The 16,869-nt window shown below is 47.0% G+C and carries 17 protein-coding genes; 16 read left to right on the top strand and 1 reads right to left on the bottom strand.

What is annotated here, in order from left to right; translation table 11 throughout:
- Positions 1-255 precede the first annotated feature (255 nt).
- Together OP864_RS12950 and OP864_RS12955 are read left to right on the top strand one after the other, a co-directional pair.
- The gene (locus tag OP864_RS12950) at positions 256-687 is read left to right on the top strand and encodes a hypothetical protein (protein WP_270098584.1); all 432 of its coding nucleotides are present in this window, start codon (positions 256-258) and stop codon (positions 685-687) included.
- Positions 688-1,006: 319 nt separating this feature from the next.
- Positions 1,007-4,282, top strand: a complete 3,276-nt coding sequence (locus OP864_RS12955; RefSeq protein ID WP_270098585.1) for a UvrD-helicase domain-containing protein — start codon at positions 1,007-1,009, stop codon at positions 4,280-4,282.
- Here the strand turns inward: OP864_RS12955 and OP864_RS12960 are convergent.
- Positions 4,279-5,733: a toxin-antitoxin system YwqK family antitoxin gene (locus OP864_RS12960; protein WP_270098586.1), complete on the bottom strand. Its 1,455-nt coding sequence runs from the start codon at positions 5,731-5,733 to the stop codon at positions 4,279-4,281. The two genes, OP864_RS12955 and OP864_RS12960, sit on opposite strands and share 4 nt — an antisense overlap.
- 294 nt (positions 5,734-6,027) lie before the next feature.
- Between OP864_RS12960 and OP864_RS12965 the strand changes: the two genes are divergently transcribed.
- The 14 genes from OP864_RS12965 to OP864_RS13030 all read left to right on the top strand — a co-directional run bounded on the left by OP864_RS12965 (position 6,028) and on the right by OP864_RS13030 (position 16,852).
- A complete protein-coding gene (locus OP864_RS12965; RefSeq protein ID WP_015693557.1) occupies positions 6,028-6,588 on the top strand; it encodes an RNA 2'-phosphotransferase in 561 nt (186 codons plus the stop codon).
- A gap of 181 nt (positions 6,589-6,769) precedes the next feature.
- Positions 6,770-7,240 carry a DUF2452 domain-containing protein gene (locus OP864_RS12970; protein ID WP_015693558.1) on the top strand — a complete coding sequence of 157 codons (471 nt, stop codon included), beginning with the start codon at positions 6,770-6,772 and terminating at the stop codon, positions 7,238-7,240.
- A gap of 1 nt (position 7,241) precedes the next feature.
- Complete coding sequence (locus OP864_RS12975; RefSeq protein WP_270098587.1) at positions 7,242-7,970, top strand: DUF5672 family protein; 729 nt, start codon at positions 7,242-7,244, stop codon at positions 7,968-7,970.
- Positions 7,967-8,785: a hypothetical protein gene (locus OP864_RS12980; protein WP_270098588.1), complete on the top strand. Its 819-nt coding sequence runs from the start codon at positions 7,967-7,969 to the stop codon at positions 8,783-8,785. Before OP864_RS12975 ends, OP864_RS12980 begins: the two co-directional genes overlap by 4 nt.
- 3 nt (positions 8,786-8,788) lie before the next feature.
- Positions 8,789-9,262: a 23S rRNA (pseudouridine(1915)-N(3))-methyltransferase RlmH gene (rlmH, locus tag OP864_RS12985; RefSeq protein ID WP_002657003.1), complete on the top strand. Its 474-nt coding sequence runs from the start codon at positions 8,789-8,791 to the stop codon at positions 9,260-9,262.
- Between the two features lie 8 nt (positions 9,263-9,270).
- The gene (locus OP864_RS12990; protein ID WP_270098589.1) at positions 9,271-9,942 is read left to right on the top strand and encodes a rhomboid family intramembrane serine protease; all 672 of its coding nucleotides are present in this window, start codon (positions 9,271-9,273) and stop codon (positions 9,940-9,942) included.
- 185 nt (positions 9,943-10,127) lie between these two features.
- Positions 10,128-10,901 (top strand): hypothetical protein, encoded by a 774-nt coding sequence (locus tag OP864_RS12995; protein WP_270098590.1) that lies wholly within the window; start codon positions 10,128-10,130, stop codon positions 10,899-10,901.
- A 46-nt stretch (positions 10,902-10,947) separates the two neighbouring features.
- A complete protein-coding gene (locus OP864_RS13000; protein ID WP_270098591.1) occupies positions 10,948-11,706 on the top strand; it encodes an aminotransferase class IV in 759 nt (252 codons plus the stop codon).
- A 364-nt stretch (positions 11,707-12,070) separates the two neighbouring features.
- Entirely contained in the window at positions 12,071-12,712 is a 642-nt protein-coding gene (locus OP864_RS13005) for a hypothetical protein (protein ID WP_270098592.1), read from the top strand.
- Between the two features lie 6 nt (positions 12,713-12,718).
- Positions 12,719-13,309, top strand: coding sequence for a hypothetical protein (locus OP864_RS13010; protein ID WP_270098593.1), 591 nt, complete (start codon positions 12,719-12,721; stop codon positions 13,307-13,309).
- A 75-nt stretch (positions 13,310-13,384) separates the two neighbouring features.
- Positions 13,385-14,509, top strand: a complete 1,125-nt coding sequence (locus tag OP864_RS13015; protein ID WP_270098594.1) for an ATP-binding protein — start codon at positions 13,385-13,387, stop codon at positions 14,507-14,509.
- Complete coding sequence (locus tag OP864_RS13020; RefSeq protein ID WP_270098595.1) at positions 14,502-15,233, top strand: hypothetical protein; 732 nt, start codon at positions 14,502-14,504, stop codon at positions 15,231-15,233. The genes OP864_RS13015 and OP864_RS13020 overlap by 8 nt, the downstream gene beginning before the upstream one ends.
- Before the next feature lie 81 nt (positions 15,234-15,314).
- Positions 15,315-16,532: an exonuclease SbcCD subunit D C-terminal domain-containing protein gene (locus OP864_RS13025; RefSeq protein ID WP_270098596.1), complete on the top strand. Its 1,218-nt coding sequence runs from the start codon at positions 15,315-15,317 to the stop codon at positions 16,530-16,532.
- An 11-nt stretch (positions 16,533-16,543) separates the two neighbouring features.
- Positions 16,544-16,852: a hypothetical protein gene (locus tag OP864_RS13030; protein ID WP_270098597.1), complete on the top strand. Its 309-nt coding sequence runs from the start codon at positions 16,544-16,546 to the stop codon at positions 16,850-16,852.
- Positions 16,853-16,869 lie beyond the last annotated feature (17 nt).

Genomic DNA, 16,869 nt, shown 5'->3' on the forward strand with positions numbered 1-16,869 from the left:
CTCGCAGGTCTGCTCGGCCCTTCGCCGCCTAGGGCGGCTTGGTCTGGCCCTGCGGGCCACTGCTGCACATCGCTAGGCCGCTCAACAGTTATGTTTTAGCTGGCTCTCCTGCTTCGGCCCCCAAAAGGCGCAAAACTTAGGTTTTGCGCCTTTTTTTAGGGCTATGGCAGAAGCCATTCTTTATATTACTAAAGGTTTTGTTAAAGTTATTTACAACTGAACTTATTCAAAGAGCTAGGAAATGACCTTTTTAGTATGGTTAATAATGCAGTAGACATCATTAACCATAGCTCAGAGGTCGTTGATGATCTGCCAGCTATCATTAACTATAGCTCAGAGGTCATTGATGATCTGCCAGACATCATTAACTATAGCTTAGAGGTCATTGATGATCTGCCAGGCATCATTAACTATAGCTCAGAGGTCATTGATGATCTGCCAGACATCATTAACTATAGCTTAGAGGTCATTGATGATCTGCCAGGCATCATTAACTATAGCTCAGAGGTCATTGATGATCTGCCAGCTATCATTAACCATAGCTCAGAGGTCATTGATGATCTGCCAGACATCATTAACTATAGCTCAGAGGTCGTTGATGATCTGCCAGCTATCATTAACCATAGCTCAGCGGTTATTGAGCGACCGTTCAGGGTTTTGTGGTTTCTATGGCCTAGCGATGTGTAGGGGTGGCCGAAGGCCAGACCAAGGAGCCGAAGGCGACGCAGGGCCGAGCAGACCTGCGAGCCCCGAAACGTAGCGCCGACGACCGAAGGGAGGCGGAGGCCCCAAAACATCTGCGAGCCCCGACAACCAGCCCCTATAGGGGCGCCAGTTCGACGACTGAAAGGAGTAACGCCCCAAATAAAAATAAAAGAGACAACAGTTGCAAAACCCCAAAATAAGGGATAACTTTATTGCGTATAAAAAACCTAAGTTTTCGCAAAAAAGAAACAGAAGGATAAGGACCTAGCAGTTTATAACTGCTAAAGAAGACAGATGAGCTATGCAAGAAAAAATGCAACTGAAAATTATATCGGCTGGAGCGGGTAGTGGAAAAACCTACACCCTCACTCAACAAATGGCCGAACTGCTGATCCCCAAAGATGGGCAGCCCGCCGAAGTGCGGGCCTCGGGAATTTTGGCCACCACCTTTACCAATAAAGCTGCTGCGGAGTTGAAAGAGCGGGTGCGGGTCAAATTATTGGAGGAAGGCATGAGCCAAGAAGCCGATGAATTGGGCCAGGCCATGATTGGGACCGTGCATGCGGTGGGCGTACAGTTGCTCAAGCGCTTTGCCTTTGAGGCGGGGCTTTCTCCCGAAATGGACATCATTGCCGAAGGGGAGCAATCGCAGATTTTTAACCAATCACTATCGACAATTTTGACCGAAGAGCGCAGCCTGCAAATGGAAATGCTGAGCAAGCGCCTAGGTTATGAAGAGCAGGGCTTTTATGGCCGAGATTGGCGCAGCGATATCCTTCAACTAACCGATTTGGCCCGAAGCAACAACCTAGATGCAGCAGCTTTGGAAGAAAGCGCTACGGCTTCTGTACGTAGCCTTTTGGCCCTTTTGCCTAGCCGAAGCGCCAAGACCGCAGCGGCCTTAGATCAGCAGTTGCGCAGCTATTTGGAAAATACCTTGGCGGCCATTTTAGAAATAGAAGATGGGACCAAATCTAGACAAACCCTCATCTCTAAACTGCGAAGTTTTCAGAATAAACTTCGCGCTCGGGGCTATCTGCATTGGTCGGAATGGGTAGCCTTGGGCAAAGCCTGCGAAAAGGCCCCAAAAAAATGTAAGGAGGCCGTAGAAGAACTCAAAGAATTGACCGATGGGCATGAATCTCATCCCCAATTTCAGGAAGACCTCAGTCAATATATCGAGCAGCTTTTTAGCTTGGCGCAGGCGGCTATAGATGAATACGAAACCTACAAAACGAGTCGAGGCCTAATTGACTATACGGATATGGAGGTCTATATCCTCAAACTTTTGGAGCAGCCCTTAGTACGGGAAGTACTAGAGGAAGAACTAGACCTTTTATTAGTCGATGAGTTTCAGGATACCAACCCCATTCAGCTCAAAATCTTTTTGGACCTCAGCCGTTTGGCCAAGCGATCGATTTGGGTGGGCGACCCCAAACAGTCAATTTATGGCTTTAGAGGAGCCGCCCCCGAGCTCATGCAGGCCGTAGTAGAACAGGCCAGTGAAATGCAAGTATTGGGGAACTCTTGGCGCTCTAGGCAGGATTTGGTCCACTTTACCAATGGGCTTTTCTGCAAAGCTTTTCCAGATTTAGGGGAAGAGCGGGTCGCCTTAGAGGTAGCTCCGCCCTTTAAGAAAGAGCTAGAGCCGGAAGGTTTGGGCCATGCCTTAGAGCATTGGGTCATTGATTTTAAGGAAGGCAAAAGACGGCCAGGAAAACCTTGGCCGCATCGGGCCTTGGCGCATGCTATTGCCCAACTCTTAAAAGAGGGGCGGATGATTCGGCCCAGAGGCAAGGGCCAAATGCGGCCATTAGAGGCGGGCGATATTGCCGTACTTTGCCGCTCCAACCAAACTTGTCAGGACCTCGCCGAGCAACTGGCCGAAGAAGGCCTAAAAGCCTCCATTGCCCGAAAGGGCTTGCTCAAAACGCCAGAAGCCAGTTTGTTGCATGCCTGCCTAAAGTTTATTCTCAATCCGCAAGATAGCTTATCGGTAGCCGAGCTCAAACTCCTCTTAGAGGCGCAAAGCTTGGAGGAAATCGTCAAGGATCACCTGAAGTATTTGGAGCGAGAGCAGGAGCAGAAAAAGTATAAACTTTGGGGGGAGTCGGGACAAATTAAGCGTTTATTGCATTTGGCCCAACAACTGCCCGAAATGTCCGCCACCGAAATTGTCAATCTGGTCATCGAAAAGATGAACCTCCGCAATGTAGTGGCTCGCTGGGGAAATGCCAATCAGCGCTTTGCCAATTTGGATGCCCTACGCAGCAAGGCCCTAGAATATGAAGAAAACTGCAACCGTTTGCATAATGCGGCTACCTTGGGGGGCTTTCTCTTGTGGTTGGACCATTTGGAGCGGGAGGGTTTGGATGCGCAGGCCTCTAGCCAAAGCCAAGATGCAGTTAATGTATTGACCTATCATAAGAGTAAGGGCTTAGAATGGCCTTTTGTGGTTTGCTATGAGCTAGAGAAATCGCTGCGGGAAAACTACTTTGGCTTTCAGTTGATTTCTACCCAAGAAGAGGTAGACTTGAAAAACCCTTTAGCCAATCGCCTGATTTCTTTTTGGCCCAATCCCTACGGCAAGCAGAGCCAGAAAACCAATTTGGTAGAGAACATCAAGGCCTTGCCACAGACCGCCCTGCGCAAAAAGGCGCAGTTGCAGGAGGAGTCTCGCTTGCTTTATGTGGGGGTAACTCGTGCCCGAGATTATCTGGCTTTGCCTATCTTTTTGCAGCAAAAGAATTGGGGCCTCAATTGGCTCAACCGCAGCTTTCATTTGGGCGATGAGGAAATGCAAACCGTAGATCCCGATAGCGATTTTTGCATTTGGGATTGGAAGGGCAATGCCCTGCCCGTTCAGCGGATGCAATTGGAGCTCTTTAAGGAGATTGATCCCTTGGAACTGGAGCGAGAAGAGGAGGTTTTCCCTTATTTGCAAGCCTTTAAGGGCGAGCAGGACCATTTGGCGGCCCAGCCCGAAACGGCAGAGCAACTGATGGGCGAAATTGAAATGCCAATTTTTGGAGAGTACCCCTATGTACCTGGTTTGCCCATAGAAGATATTAGCGAAGAGGAGGAAGAGCGTTTGGGCCAATTGCTACAGCTCTATTTGCGGGCCGACCAATTGGATTATGCCCTGAGCTTGAGAGAACAAACCGCCCAACAACTATTAGAAGATTTTGAGCTCAAGCATCAGCTCAATAGCTTACAATTGATGCGCTTGAGCCAGCAGTTTCATCAGAGCCTAAGGGCTTTTGGACCCATGCAGCTGCATCGGGCCAGAAGGTTCCGCTTTCAGCAAGACCGACAGGTTTTTAGGGGGCAGGTAGACTACTACTTCTTTTCTGAGGAAGAGGAACGGCAAATCTTAATGCTGGATGTTTTGTATACTTATGAGGGCTGGAAACAAAAAAGCCACCGCATCAGAGAAGCGGCAGCTAAATTGTATGCAGCCAAAAACGCCTTGGCCCAAGCGGGCTATAGCGCTAGCTGCTATTTACATTTTCCTCTTTCGGGCCTCTACGTAGAAGTAGCGCCTAGTTTAGTAGGAGAGGAGGAAGAACCTTTTTAGTCTTCTAATTCCTTAAAGGTATAAGGGTCGATTTTTCGGCCCTTATTATTTTCCATACGGACCAAAACCCCATCTTTGAAAAAGTATTTAAAACGCAGATAACCCACAGGGTCATTCTCTACCCATTCGCCAGTTTTGGCATAGCCACGTTCTTTGCGGCCCGTCAAAGGATTGTACTCAATGATGAGTTTGGGCAGGTATTTCCCCTTAATATGTTCTTTGCCGTTGATATGGTATTGCACATACTCCCCAATCCGAACGCTATACTGTTTGCGAGGAGTTAGCTTTTGGATGCGGAATTCCTTGGCCAAGCCATAGCTGAGGTACTCTTGCCAGCGTTCTTCCAAACTATCGGCAGAAACCGAATAATCTACTTTGTCAATCCATTGGATGGCGTTATAATTCAGGCGCTCAAAATCTTGGTCCACCAATTTGAATTTATATTCATAAGGAAGCTCAATTTTATAAAAGAGGGTATCCATATCTTTTTGGTCCTTCAGAATCGTATGTGCGCCCTTGGCCTTAACTTCTCCACTTTCATAATAGCTAGTAAAAAAGCCCAGTTCTAGGCCATCTTCATAGGCCGTACTATATTTTGGCGTGCCATCATCATAGTAAGTCTTAAAGACCCCTTGGCGCTTACCGTCATTAAAGGTTTCTTGCCGGAAGGGTTCGGCATCCAAAGTAGTTTTCCAAAGGCCGGTTCTTCGGCCTTCGCCATCATAGTAGCCAGTGGCCACTAGTTCGCCCCCATTGAGGCCTCTTTTGTATTCAATCCAGCGGCCTTCACGCAGGCCATTGAGAAAGGAGCCCGTTCCCACCAGCAATTCTTCGGTTCCAAAACGGGGGTGTCGGTCCACCTTATAGTATTCCATTTTTCCGCTGGCCCGTTCTTGGCCAAAGTCAAATTCTCCTTTAATGTGGACATTTCCCTTATCAATATAATAGTCATATTGCCAGCGGCCCGTTTTTTGGCCATCGGTATAGCGGCCTTTGGCCATCAGGCGGTCATCCTTAAACAGCAACCATTCGTCTTGTCGGATGCCATTGAGGTATTTACCGGCCGCTAGTTTATCGTCTAAGTGGTTATAGATAATCCAGACGCCATTCATGCTGTCGTTGGTAAATTTGCCTTTCATTTTGACCTTTGTTCGGGAGTCTACTAGTTCCCAGCGGCCATTTTTTACGCCATTTTCATATTGGCCCACCACATCGGGTTCATCGGCATATCGGCCAATTGGAGAGATATAAAAGCGCCAGCGGCCTTCTTTTTCGCCATTTTCGTTATAGCGGCCTTTGGCCAGTGGTTTCCCATCTTTTCCCTTGATAATCCAGTAGCCAATTCTTTGGCCATCGGCATTGATTTGGTTGTATTTGGGCCGTTTTTTTTGGGCCTCTACACTGCTCATACAGAAAAGGCAGGCGAGGCAGAACATGATGGTTAATCGCATAGATGAAATAGTTTCTTAATATATTTTTTTGGGGCTGCCCCTTCGGCCCTTTGGGCCTGCGGGTCGGGCTGTGCCGCAGCTCGCTGCTCGCTCGGCCCTTCAGCGCTGCGCGCTTCGGTCTGGCCCTTTGGGCCACTGCTATCCATCCCTCAGCCGATAGGCTGGGGAAAGCCCCAGCCTCAGGCCACTAGGCCGGGCTTTTGGGCAAGCGCTAGGCAGTTTGTTATAAAAAAGGGCCTTGCTGGGGGAACGTTTTGGGCAAAATTCTTCATTATCAGCGCAAAAAAACGAAAAATGAATAGAAGATTAGTAAAAACCTCTAAGTTCCTAAGTTTAATTCTGCGTCATCGTCCCGAGCTATTGGGGCTAAGCCTAGAAGCTGGCGGCTGGCTCGATGTGGAGCAGCTTTTAGCAGCGGCCAAGGCCCATAATAAGGAATTAGATAGGGAGTTGCTGGAAGAAGTGGTCTGCAAAAATAACAAAAAGCGCTTTGCTTTTAATGCAGAAAAAACCAAGATTCGAGCCAGTCAGGGACATTCTGTAGACATCGAGTTGGGATATACGGCCCAAGCGCCCCCAGAAATTCTTTATCATGGCACGGCCCAGCGTTTTTTAGACAACATTTTAAAAGAGGGCTTGTTAAAAATGAATCGGCATCAGGTCCATTTATCGGCAGATATTTCTACTGCTGAAAATGTGGGCCGTCGGCATGGCAAATTGGTCCTTTTGGTGGTGCAGGCCCAAAAGATGCAGGCCGCGGGCTATACCTTCTACCAATCGGCCAATGGCGTTTGGCTGACCGATACCGTTCCGCCAGAATACCTGCAGCTATGGGCAGGCGGCCCTTCGGCCTAGCGCTGTGGAGGGGTGGCCGAAGGCCAGACCGAAGGCGGAACGAAGTGGAGCCTGAAGGGCCGAGCGAGCAGCGAGCCCCGCAACATAGCGCCGCAGCGAAGCTGCGGAGGCCCCAAAAAAACAGCAGTATAGACCCACAATATTAAAACAATCCGTATTTTTAGGCCCTAATTTCAAGATTATGAAAGAAGAGAAAAAGGAAAAAGAGTTCATCAACCCGATTGATCCCGATAAAATTGCAGAAAATCCGCACCTTTTGCCTTATGCGCATACGGTGGGGGGCGCTGTGATCAAGCCGATGGACAAGGGGCGGACCAAGGGGCTGTCTGTGCAGGCCATGCAGGAGCAAACCAAGATGCAGCTGTCTCAGATTGAGGAGCAGATCAAGCTCTTGGCCATGCAAGCCAAAAAATTGCAGGATCGGGTCTCGGTTTCGGAGATGATTTATGGGGCCGATATGAACTTTAAGCCTTTAATTAACCACATTTATCACCTCTATCAGCGAGAGAATGGGGAGGCTGTATTGTCTATGGTGGGTCCCGATGAATGGGGCTGGGCCGGGCATAAGTTTCACCGCTTTTTGGCTACCGTAAAGCTATTGGCAGACCATACTTGGGAGATTTTGAAAGAGGCCGATCCAGAAGAAGAATAAGATGAAAACTGCCATTGTTTGCATTCCGATTTATCGGGAGCAACCCACAGATAATGAACTGCTTGCCCTTCGGCAGGCTGTTCGTGTTTTGGGCAAGCAGCCCTTTAGTTTTATTGCGGCAGAGGGCTTTGATGCGGCCCCTTATTTGGCCCATGCGCCCAAGGCTACAGTAGAATATTTTGAGCCTGCTTATTTTGCTTCGGTAAAAGGCTATAATCGCTTGATGCTGAGGGCCGATTTTTACCGCCGTTTTCAAGCTTATGACTATTTGTTGATTTATCAGCTAGATGCCTTTGTTTTTCGCGATGAATTGGCCCATTGGATGGCCCAAGATTATGACTATATTGGGGCGCCTTGGATAGAGGCCCCGCCTAGCCCTGTAGACAAACGCCCACTATTTAATTTGGCCAATATGATGAAGGGGCAGGTAGGTAATGGGGGCTTTTCGCTCCGAAAAGTTGAGCGTTTTATTCAGGCGGCCAAGCAATGGGGCGGCCTTTTGCGGGCCACGGGCAAAAATGAAGATTTTCTCTGGGCCTGTGTGCTACCTTATTTCATGAAATTTAAGCGGCCCAAAGAAGCCGAAGCCCTGCGCTTCGCCTTTGAGCTTTCTCCAGCAAAAGCCTATGCCCAAAATGGGGAGCAATTGCCTTTTGGTTGCCATGCTTGGGAAAAATATGAGCCCGAATTTTGGGCCCCTTTTATTCAGGCCGAAAAAGATAAGTTATGAGAATTTTAGTTGCTTTTGTTTTGCTGTTTGGCCTCTTTAGCTGCGGCCAAAATGGACCAAAAGAAAGTATAGAAGCAGGGGGAGGCATTCATTATTATGCTCGACTGAATACGGAGCAGGACTTTAGTATTCAATCGGGACAGCAGACCCTAATTCAACTGAGTTTGGAGGGCGGGTCTAGCAGCCTTTACCTCATTTTTAATGGCCCATTATTTAATTTTGCCCTAGATAGTAGCTATACCTTCCCTTCAGAGCAGATTGAGGCCGTTTTGACTGGCCTAGACAGCACGGGCTTTGTCGTCAACCGCAATTTGTCGGGGAGTTTTCAGCTCCACTCGCATGAGCAGTTTAAGCAATCTAGCGGGAGCATGCAGCTGAAAATCCGCTTGGGCCTAGAGGAATATAAGGAGCTGGAGATTCCCGACTTCCAGTTGAGTACGCCCTTTTTGCATGCGGCTTATTTGGGCCAGCCTATTCGCTATGAGGAAACTTTTGATAGCCTAGAACAAACCGATATTTTTCCGCTTTTGCAGGGCCAATGGCGCTTAGAAGATCATGTCTTTTTTGATGGCGCCCGCCAACAATGGCGAGACTATTTTCATTTGCCCGATAGCATCTTTTGGCAAATTAGCGATAGCCAATTAGTGGTGCCCATGCAAGCGCCTTTGTACCTAGAGGAGCGCCGCCTTTCTTTTGATAATGCCCAGAAAAAACGGCAATATTTTGCTATCAATAAGCTAGATAGTCAGTCGCTCTGGATCACCAACTTAAATGTCCGTAGCAAGGACCGTTATTTTTTTCGCCGCCAACGCTAAGAGATGAAACTAGAATTTTGGATGGTTGGGAACACCGCCTTCAACTACCTCAAAGAGGGAATGGATATTTATGAAAAGCGCCTCAAGCATTTTGTTCCCTTCGAGAGCCGCATTATTCCCGATATTAAGGGGGCCAAAAATATGCGAGAGGCCCAAATTAAACAGAAGGAGGGCGAAAAGATTTTGGCCAAACTAGAGCAGGGCGATTTCCTGATGCTGCTGGATGAGCGAGGCAAGCAGTTTGACTCTCTGGCTTTTTCTGCTAAGTTAGAGCAGCAGTTTCAATTGAGCCACAAACGCATCATTTATCTGATTGGTGGGGCCTACGGCTTTTCCGATGAGGTTTATGCCCGCGCCAATGGCCGCTGGAGCCTCTCCAAACTCACTTTTTCGCATCAAATGGTCCGCCTTTTTGTGCTCGAACAACTCTATCGGGCCATTAGCATCCAAAGGGGCTTGCCCTATCATCACGCTTAATCTGCATTATGAATAGCTTACTTTTATTAGATAATTTGTTTAGTCAGACGCCCGTAAATCTGGCCATTTTGGTCATTACGGTCATCATTTCTCTCCAAGCTTTTCAGAAGCGGGAGATTTATGCGCAGCTCATTTTTAATCCGGCGGTCATTGCCAACCGCAAGGAGTGGTACCGCTTTTTTAGCTCGGGCCTCATCCATGCCGATGGGATGCATCTGGGCCTCAATATGTTCGTCCTTTATCAGTTTGGGGGACAGGTGGAGCAGGTTTTTACCCTTGTTTTTGGCAATATTTGGGGCCATATTCTCTATCTTTTGCTCTATGTTTCGGCCCTAGCGGCCTCTTCTTTTTATAGCTTTGAGAAGCATAAGGACAACTATGGCTACAATGCGCTGGGGGCCTCTGGGGCGGTTTCGGCGGTCTTGTTGGCCTATGTACTTTTTGCGCCCACCAGCACGCTTTTGCTCTTTTTGATTATTCCCACTCCCGCCATTGTGGCCGCTTTGGGCTATTTGGCCTACTCGCATTATATGAGCAAAAATGGCAATGACAATATTGGGCATGATGCTCACTTTTGGGGGGCTGTTTGGGGCATTTTCTTTACCTTAGCCTTTGATTTTGCTTGGACGGGAGGCGCCATTGCTCAGAATTTTTATTACGAATTAGCCAATTGGTTTTAGGGGCCTCCGCCTCGCTTCGCTCGTCGGCGCTACGGTCCGCAGCTCGCTATTCGCTCGGCCCTTCGCCAGCTTCGCTGGCTCGGTCTGGCCTGACGGCCACTGCTCCCCATCGCTAGGCCGGGCGGGCTTCGCCCGCCTCTAGACGCAAAAAATTAGAGTACAGAACATTGAATCCGCATAAAATCATGTCTACACAGAAATTAGCAGAGCGCTTGGCCCAGTTGGAGGCCAGCGATTGCAGCACCAACTTGGCCGAGGCCAAAATTTACTGGACCAATAAGGAGGGCCGGGTCTTGGCTCATGCCCGCACGGCACCCATTATGTCTTGGGCGGCCACCAACAAATCGGCGGCTTGGGCCTTTAGCCTTGGGCAATTTATAGATGCTGAGGTAGACTGTTTTCAGCCTCAAAATAATAAATCGGAGTACATTGGTAATATTCCAGAAGACCTAGCCCAAGAAATGGCCTTTGCCGAGGCCCAAGCCGCCGATGTTCCGCATTTTTATGCTGCTGCCAATGGGGTCAATATGCTCTACTTGGCCATTTATGATTATAAAGAGGAGAGTCTGGCCCTTACTACAGAGGATTGGCAGCGCAAGCGCCGCTCAAGCATTGGCTACAACTTGCAGATGCTCATGAATATGGTCGAGATTTTAGAAATTCGGAGTCGCTACAAAGAGGCTTATGGCCTACTCTGGCAATTTACCCAAAGTCTGGACAACCAACTGCAGCAAAAGCACATCAAAGAGGAGTTGGCCCTTTTGGAGGAGGTCCAAAAGCTGCGAACTTCTGTAGACCGCTGGCTAGAGATTTTGCCGCCAGAGGTAGAGGAAGAGCAAAAGCACTCTTTCTTTTCTATGGCCCGTTGGAAGGCGCCAGACCGCACGGCTAGAGAAGAAGTGGGGGCCTTTATGAAGCAGGCGGCTTCTAAATGGGGGCGTTTGTTGAAACAATATTAAGTAATTTGGCTTTGGCGTTTTTCCAAGGCCATTTTTATGTATACTCATGAATAACAGAGGGTTTAAGTATGGAGATGGGGTATTTGAGAGCATTCGGCTAGGGCCCAAGGGGGCCCCTTTATTGCCTTGGCATGAGCAGCGGCTGCGCCGCAGTTTGGACCAATTGGGCATTTTGGCCCCAGAGGATTTTCAATTAGCCTCCTTTATTCGTTTGGGCGAAACTTACCGCCTTCGGCTGAGCTGCTGGCGGGCAGGAGGCGGCCTCTATACACCAGAAGAGAACGGTTTGGCCTATGCGGTAGAGGAGCAGCCGCTGCAAGCGGCTGCTTTTCCCTGGCCCAAAAAGGGGCTGTATCTGGGCGTTTATGAAGGGCAGCCCATAGCGGCGGGTGGCCTATCTTTTCTAAAATCATTGAGTGCTCAGACCTATGTGATGGCGGCTAAATATAGGCAGGAGGCGGGTTTTGATGACTGTATTTTACTGAATGCTTGGGGCCGTGTAGTAGAGAGCGTAGCGGCCAATATCTGGATTCGGAAAGGCGAGCGATGGGCCACGCCAGCGCTTTCGGAAGGGCCAGTGGCGGGGGTGTTTCGGGCCTATTTGTTGGATGTATTTAGGCAGGAGGGGGTTGCTGTAGAGGAAAAAGCTCTCAGTATAGCGGATTGTCTGGCCGCGGATGAAATTTGGTTAACCAATGCGGTGCAGGGGATCAGTTGGGTGCGGGAGTTTTTGGGCCAGAGTTATGCTTGTTCTTGGGCGGAGCGTTGGCAGCCTAGAGTGAATGCTCGGCTTTGGGGGGAATAGCAATTGGTCCAACCTCCCCGAAGGGATTCCTTAGGGAATCTCGAGGAGGGGAGGGGGGGCGGGGACATATTGACGGATGAGGAGCGCAGCGAGGAATACCACTTTTGCGGTGGACAGGCCCGAAGGGCCGCAGGCTGAGGGATGGCAGGGGGTGGCCGAAGGCCAGACCGAGCTTTTGAGCGCAGCGAAAAAGCGAAGGGCCGAGCGAGCAGCGAGCCCCCGCACAGCCCGACCCGCCCAAAGGGCGGGGCAGCCCCCAAAAAACAGTTCATAAAAGATGAAATCCTTTAGCAGAAATAGGTTAAATTTGGGAATCTCTTAACAGAACGCCCATTTGCGGATGTGGCCAATGAACAACATCAACATGATTAGAAAATTTAGTGTACTTATTTTTGCGCTATTCCTATTGACCTCTTGTGATCAGCTAGCTAAAGAAGGGGGAGAAGGGGAAACCGTGGATGAACAAATGCCCGAAGTAGAGGTTAAAGAATACAAAGTAGTAGCGCCGCCAGCGGGTTGCCAGCTACCTAAAACGGTAGCGGATCTGGATGGTGGATTGAAAAAAATATTTTATCAATTTAACAAGAACAACCAGGGGAGCTTGGCCCTTTTTGGCAAAGAAATGCAGTTGGGCAAAAAGGAAATGGTCGTCATTGTGGACTATATGCAATACAAAGATATGGACTGCGAAGAGGACCAGAGTCGTTATGGCGTTGGGGTGCGCTTATTTTTGCATATTGAAAAAGCCAGTCGAAAAATTGACTTAAACAACCTACCACAGCTAGCGGCCAACGTACAGTTAGGTCGGGCCTCGGTGCGGTATATTTTTCAGACCATTGGGGTAACGGGTCCAAAAATCAACGACATATTGCCCAAATCGAACACCAACACCTTTGATGTGGAGGGTTATGCCAATGTTATACGGGCCGTAGACCAAGTTCAGAGCCTCATTCGCGATGGTATTGATGGGGTAAACATTGCTCCCCAGGCTATTCCGACTAATTAGAAACAGATGCACAGCATAGAACCTCATTTTCGTTGGCGAGACGAATATATGGCAGAGCAAGACGAGCGTTCGCCATTTTATGGGTGGGAGTATAGTGAATTCTATTTTGAGAATAAGATTTACAACTACCTGATTCATCCGCAATGGGATGAATTTGGCTCGGAGACCCTCTATCTCAAAATTCTTTTTGTGGATTATGAGCGGGGCTATGCCATTATTGAGCTCATTGGAGAGTGGAACGACACCCTCAACAATGACATGGGCTGTTTGAAAGATGAACTGCTGGACCTTTTGCAGGGGGAGGGGATTCGTTATTTTCTGCTCATTATGGAAAATGTATTAAATTTTCATGGCAGCGACGATTCCTACTACGAAGCTTTTGTAGAGGATCTGGATGAGGAAGAAGGCTGGTGCTGTTTTTTAAATTTGCGGCAGCATTTGAGTGATGAAATGGAGGCCCATGATCTTCATGAGCATATTTATTTTGGGGCCCCTTTTAATGAATTGAATTGGCGGCCACAAAAGCCCTTGCATCTCTTTTTGCAAATAAAGGAGAAAATAAGGGCCATGGATGAGCCCGTTTATTTTTTGGATTAGGGGAGAAAAAGTAGCCGTAATTTTTTTACGGCTGCTTTTTTTCATTTATTGTAGCAAACAAACAAAGTGTCAATTATGCTAAGCAAATTTACGGTCTCTAATTTTAAGAACTTTAAGGAGCCTTTTATCTTTTCCTTAGAAGATGCAAGGAACTACAACTTTAATGCTTCTGCAGTAAAAGAGGGAGTAGTACAAAATGCCATTGTTTATGGATACAATGGAGTGGGCAAATCAAATTTAGGTTTGGCTCTTTTTGATATTGTTGGGCATTTGACGGATAAGCACACAGATGCGGAAAACTCTTATGGAGAGAGCAGTTATCTAAATGCATACAATAAAACTCGAGCGGCGACTTTCAAGTATGAATTTTTGTTTGGTCGGCAGCGAGTTATTTATTCCTATGAAAAGAAGAGCTTTCGGTTACTTTTGAAAGAGCAACTTATCATCAATGATCAAATTGTGGCCGAAATAGATCGTAGCCAAGGGACTATAGCGAGAATTGAACTAGCTGGAGCCGAAAGTTTAAACAAAGAGTTGAATAACCCCAACTTATCGTTATTAAAGTATATTCAGACGAATGCAAACTTAATTGATAGTTTAGAGAATCGGATATTGGCCGAGTTTTTTGACTTTGTAAATAAAATGCTCTTTTATCGGTCCTTATCTAGAAACCTCTATTTAGGCTATGAAAATGGGGTTTGGGACATTGAAACAGATATTATAAAGAAGGGGAAGTTAAAAGACTTTGAGTTATTTTTAAATGAGAAGGCTAATTTAGATTGTCGATTGGAGGCCGTAAGTACTTTTGATAAAATAATTATTGCCTTTGATTTTGACGGAGTTCATATTCCCTTCTACGATATTGCATCTACGGGAACGCAAGCACTAGCACTTTTTTATGCCTGGAGTCTTCGTTTGCGTTCTGAGCAGCCCGTTTCTTTTTTATTCATAGATGAATTTGATGCCTTTTATCATCATGAGTTGTCTCGAGCAATTGTAGAACTGCTTAAAGAGTCTGAAGTTCAGTTTGTGCTAACTACCCATAATACCTCTATCATGACGAATGACTTACTGCGTCCTGATTGTTATTTTTTGATGTGGCCCAATAAGATACAATCATTAGCTGCGAGTACGGCAAAAGAGTTGAGAGAGGCGCATAACATTGAAAAAATGTATAAAGCAGGAGCCTTTTATGAGTAGAATTCTTTTTGTATTTGAGGGCGGCCGAGCAGAAAATCAGATTGGAGAGCGCTTAAAAGCATTGAATTTAATAGAGCAAAGTACCATCTTTACAGTCTATGGAGAAAATATTTATACGTTCTATCGGCAATGCTCAGAAGATGAGTTTCTGGATACCTTTACTTTACTAAAAAACCGTCATCCTAATCAATTAGAGGGCTTTGGCCGAAATGATTTTAGTGAGTTATACTTTTTCTTTGATTATGATGGGCACGACCGTATGGCTACTGATGAACAAATAGTAGAAATGCTAGAGTTCTTTAGGAATGAAACAGAAGAAGGTAAGCTCTACATTAGTTATCCGATGCTTGAAGCGATTAAGCATTTAGCTGATGAGATTGATTTTAAAGAATTAGTTGTAGCAGCTAGGACAAAAATTAACTATAAAAATTTGGTGGGCAATGAAGCTAGTTCTCGTTTTCAGAATCTAACAACTTGGGAGCTAAGTCACTGGCGAGAAGTTGCAGTAGCCCATTTAAGAAAGATGAATTATGTTGTTTATCGGAATTTCAGTTGGCCCCAAACAAGGATTGACCAACTGACAATTTTTGAATCTCAGCAAAACAATTACCTCAATAGAGCAGAAGTTGTCGCTGTTTTGAGTGGATATCCTCCAATGCTTGCCGATTATTATGGCCTCTCTGCTTTAAAAGAAAAGTTAGGGCTTTCAGATGAAGCACTTTAAGGTTAAAATCTCAGCAATTAGCAGCGCTCGCTCAGTAAAAAGCGAGCGCTTTTTTGTTTCTTGTGCAACAAAGCAACAAAGATGAAAGTACTACATACCGCCGATTGGCATTTGGGCCATAAATTATTCAACCAAACTAGAGAAGAGGAACATGCGGCTGTTCTTCAGCAGATTATAGACCTTATTATTGCCGAAGAAGTGGAGCTGCTCCTTATTGCCGGCGATATTTTTGACCAACACCTGCCGCCCAATTATGCGCAGGCACAGTATTATAATTTCCTCAAAGCCCTACAACAGACCTCTTGTCATACGGTAGTGGTGGTGGCGGGCAATCACGATTCCTTTAATTTTTTGGATAGTAGCAAACTGCTGCTGGATAGCTTTAATATAAAGGTATTGGCCAATTTGCCCGAAACCTTAGAAGAACAGCTCATTGAGGTCCGAAATCCCCAGGGCGAACTACAAGCTTATGTAGCGGCCGTCCCCTTTTTGCGAGAAAGAGAGCTCCGACAAGGCCAAATGCTACCCTATGAAGAGCGAATTAAGGCGCTCCGTTTGGCCATCCGACAGCATTATGCAGATTTAGCCGCTCTGCTAGCCGATAAAACAGCACTGAATATTCCGCTAATTACTACGGGGCATTTATATGTGGACCAAGGGCAGCGAGATGGCCGTAGTGATTATATCCATATTGGTCAGGCCGACCTTTTTCCCGCCCAAGATTTTCCCGCCCTTTTTGATTATGTGGCCCTAGGGCATTTGCACCGCCCACAAAAATTAGGGGAGCAGGGGCGGATCTGTTATTCGGGCTCTATCTTGCCCATGGATTTCAATGAAATCAATTATGCTCAATCTGTGCAGTTGCTGGAGTTTGAGGGCCGAAAGTTGGTCCAAAATAAAATGAAACCCTTAAAGCTGCTTCGGCGTTTAATCTTTTATAAGGGCGATGAGCAAAAAATTAGGGCCAAACTGGAAAAACTGCCCGCTCAAGGCGAAAAAGTAAGTGATTTACTCAAGCTAGAACTAGAAGTGCCACAGTTTTTACCCGCTCTAGAACAAGAGTTTCGCAAAATACTGAAAGGCAAAGCCGCCGAGCTAATTTCTATGCAGCAAAAGTCGGAGCTCAATAGCCGGGAAAAGGCGGCTAAAGGTCCAGAAAAAGACCTAGCAGAATTGAGCCCAGAAGGACTATTCGACCTTTACCTGCAAGAAAAAGGAACTGATCCCAAAGCTAGCCAAGCGCTACAAAAAAGCTTTGGGGAGTTGCTCTCTTGGATGCAAGAACAAGATCGAGATTAAAGCCGATAAGGATGTCAAAAAGAATTTTTTACCAAATAGGAGTGGCCAGCTTGAGCCTTTGCAGCTTTTCGGCCCTCTATTTTCTAAACTTTAAGGCCAATCCCTCCGAACGCGAACTGATGCAGGAGGGCAAACGCATTATTATCCGAGACCCCCAAACCAATAAACAAAGGGTCATTATTATTGCGCCTCCACACCAACGTCTAGATAGTAGCAGCGGCCGAATGCTCCCCCGAGAAGAGGCCAATGGCCGCCTACCCGATGTGGAGTTTCTTAAATTGATGCTGAAAAAAGGAAAAGACGGTACCCCCGTTCTATAAATCAAAAAAGCCCTGAT

The organism is Saprospira grandis, assembly GCF_027594745.1.
GTDB classification, from domain to species: Bacteria; Bacteroidota; Bacteroidia; order Chitinophagales; family Saprospiraceae; genus Saprospira; species Saprospira grandis.

Coding starts and splice junctions, on each gene's coding strand:
- OP864_RS12950 (WP_270098584.1), top strand. CDS start 256: ATGGTTAATAATGCAGTAGACATCATTAACCATAGCTCAGAGGTCGTT.
- OP864_RS12955 (WP_270098585.1), top strand. CDS start 1,007: ATGCAAGAAAAAATGCAACTGAAAATTATATCGGCTGGAGCGGGTAGT.
- OP864_RS12960 (WP_270098586.1), bottom strand. CDS start 5,733: ATGCGATTAACCATCATGTTCTGCCTCGCCTGCCTTTTCTGTATGAGC.
- OP864_RS12965 (WP_015693557.1), top strand. CDS start 6,028: ATGAATAGAAGATTAGTAAAAACCTCTAAGTTCCTAAGTTTAATTCTG.
- OP864_RS12970 (WP_015693558.1), top strand. CDS start 6,770: ATGAAAGAAGAGAAAAAGGAAAAAGAGTTCATCAACCCGATTGATCCC.
- OP864_RS12975 (WP_270098587.1), top strand. CDS start 7,242: ATGAAAACTGCCATTGTTTGCATTCCGATTTATCGGGAGCAACCCACA.
- OP864_RS12980 (WP_270098588.1), top strand. CDS start 7,967: ATGAGAATTTTAGTTGCTTTTGTTTTGCTGTTTGGCCTCTTTAGCTGC.
- rlmH (WP_002657003.1), top strand. CDS start 8,789: ATGAAACTAGAATTTTGGATGGTTGGGAACACCGCCTTCAACTACCTC.
- OP864_RS12990 (WP_270098589.1), top strand. CDS start 9,271: ATGAATAGCTTACTTTTATTAGATAATTTGTTTAGTCAGACGCCCGTA.
- OP864_RS12995 (WP_270098590.1), top strand. CDS start 10,128: ATGTCTACACAGAAATTAGCAGAGCGCTTGGCCCAGTTGGAGGCCAGC.
- OP864_RS13000 (WP_270098591.1), top strand. CDS start 10,948: ATGAATAACAGAGGGTTTAAGTATGGAGATGGGGTATTTGAGAGCATT.
- OP864_RS13005 (WP_270098592.1), top strand. CDS start 12,071: ATGATTAGAAAATTTAGTGTACTTATTTTTGCGCTATTCCTATTGACC.
- OP864_RS13010 (WP_270098593.1), top strand. CDS start 12,719: ATGCACAGCATAGAACCTCATTTTCGTTGGCGAGACGAATATATGGCA.
- OP864_RS13015 (WP_270098594.1), top strand. CDS start 13,385: ATGCTAAGCAAATTTACGGTCTCTAATTTTAAGAACTTTAAGGAGCCT.
- OP864_RS13020 (WP_270098595.1), top strand. CDS start 14,502: ATGAGTAGAATTCTTTTTGTATTTGAGGGCGGCCGAGCAGAAAATCAG.
- OP864_RS13025 (WP_270098596.1), top strand. CDS start 15,315: ATGAAAGTACTACATACCGCCGATTGGCATTTGGGCCATAAATTATTC.
- OP864_RS13030 (WP_270098597.1), top strand. CDS start 16,544: ATGTCAAAAAGAATTTTTTACCAAATAGGAGTGGCCAGCTTGAGCCTT.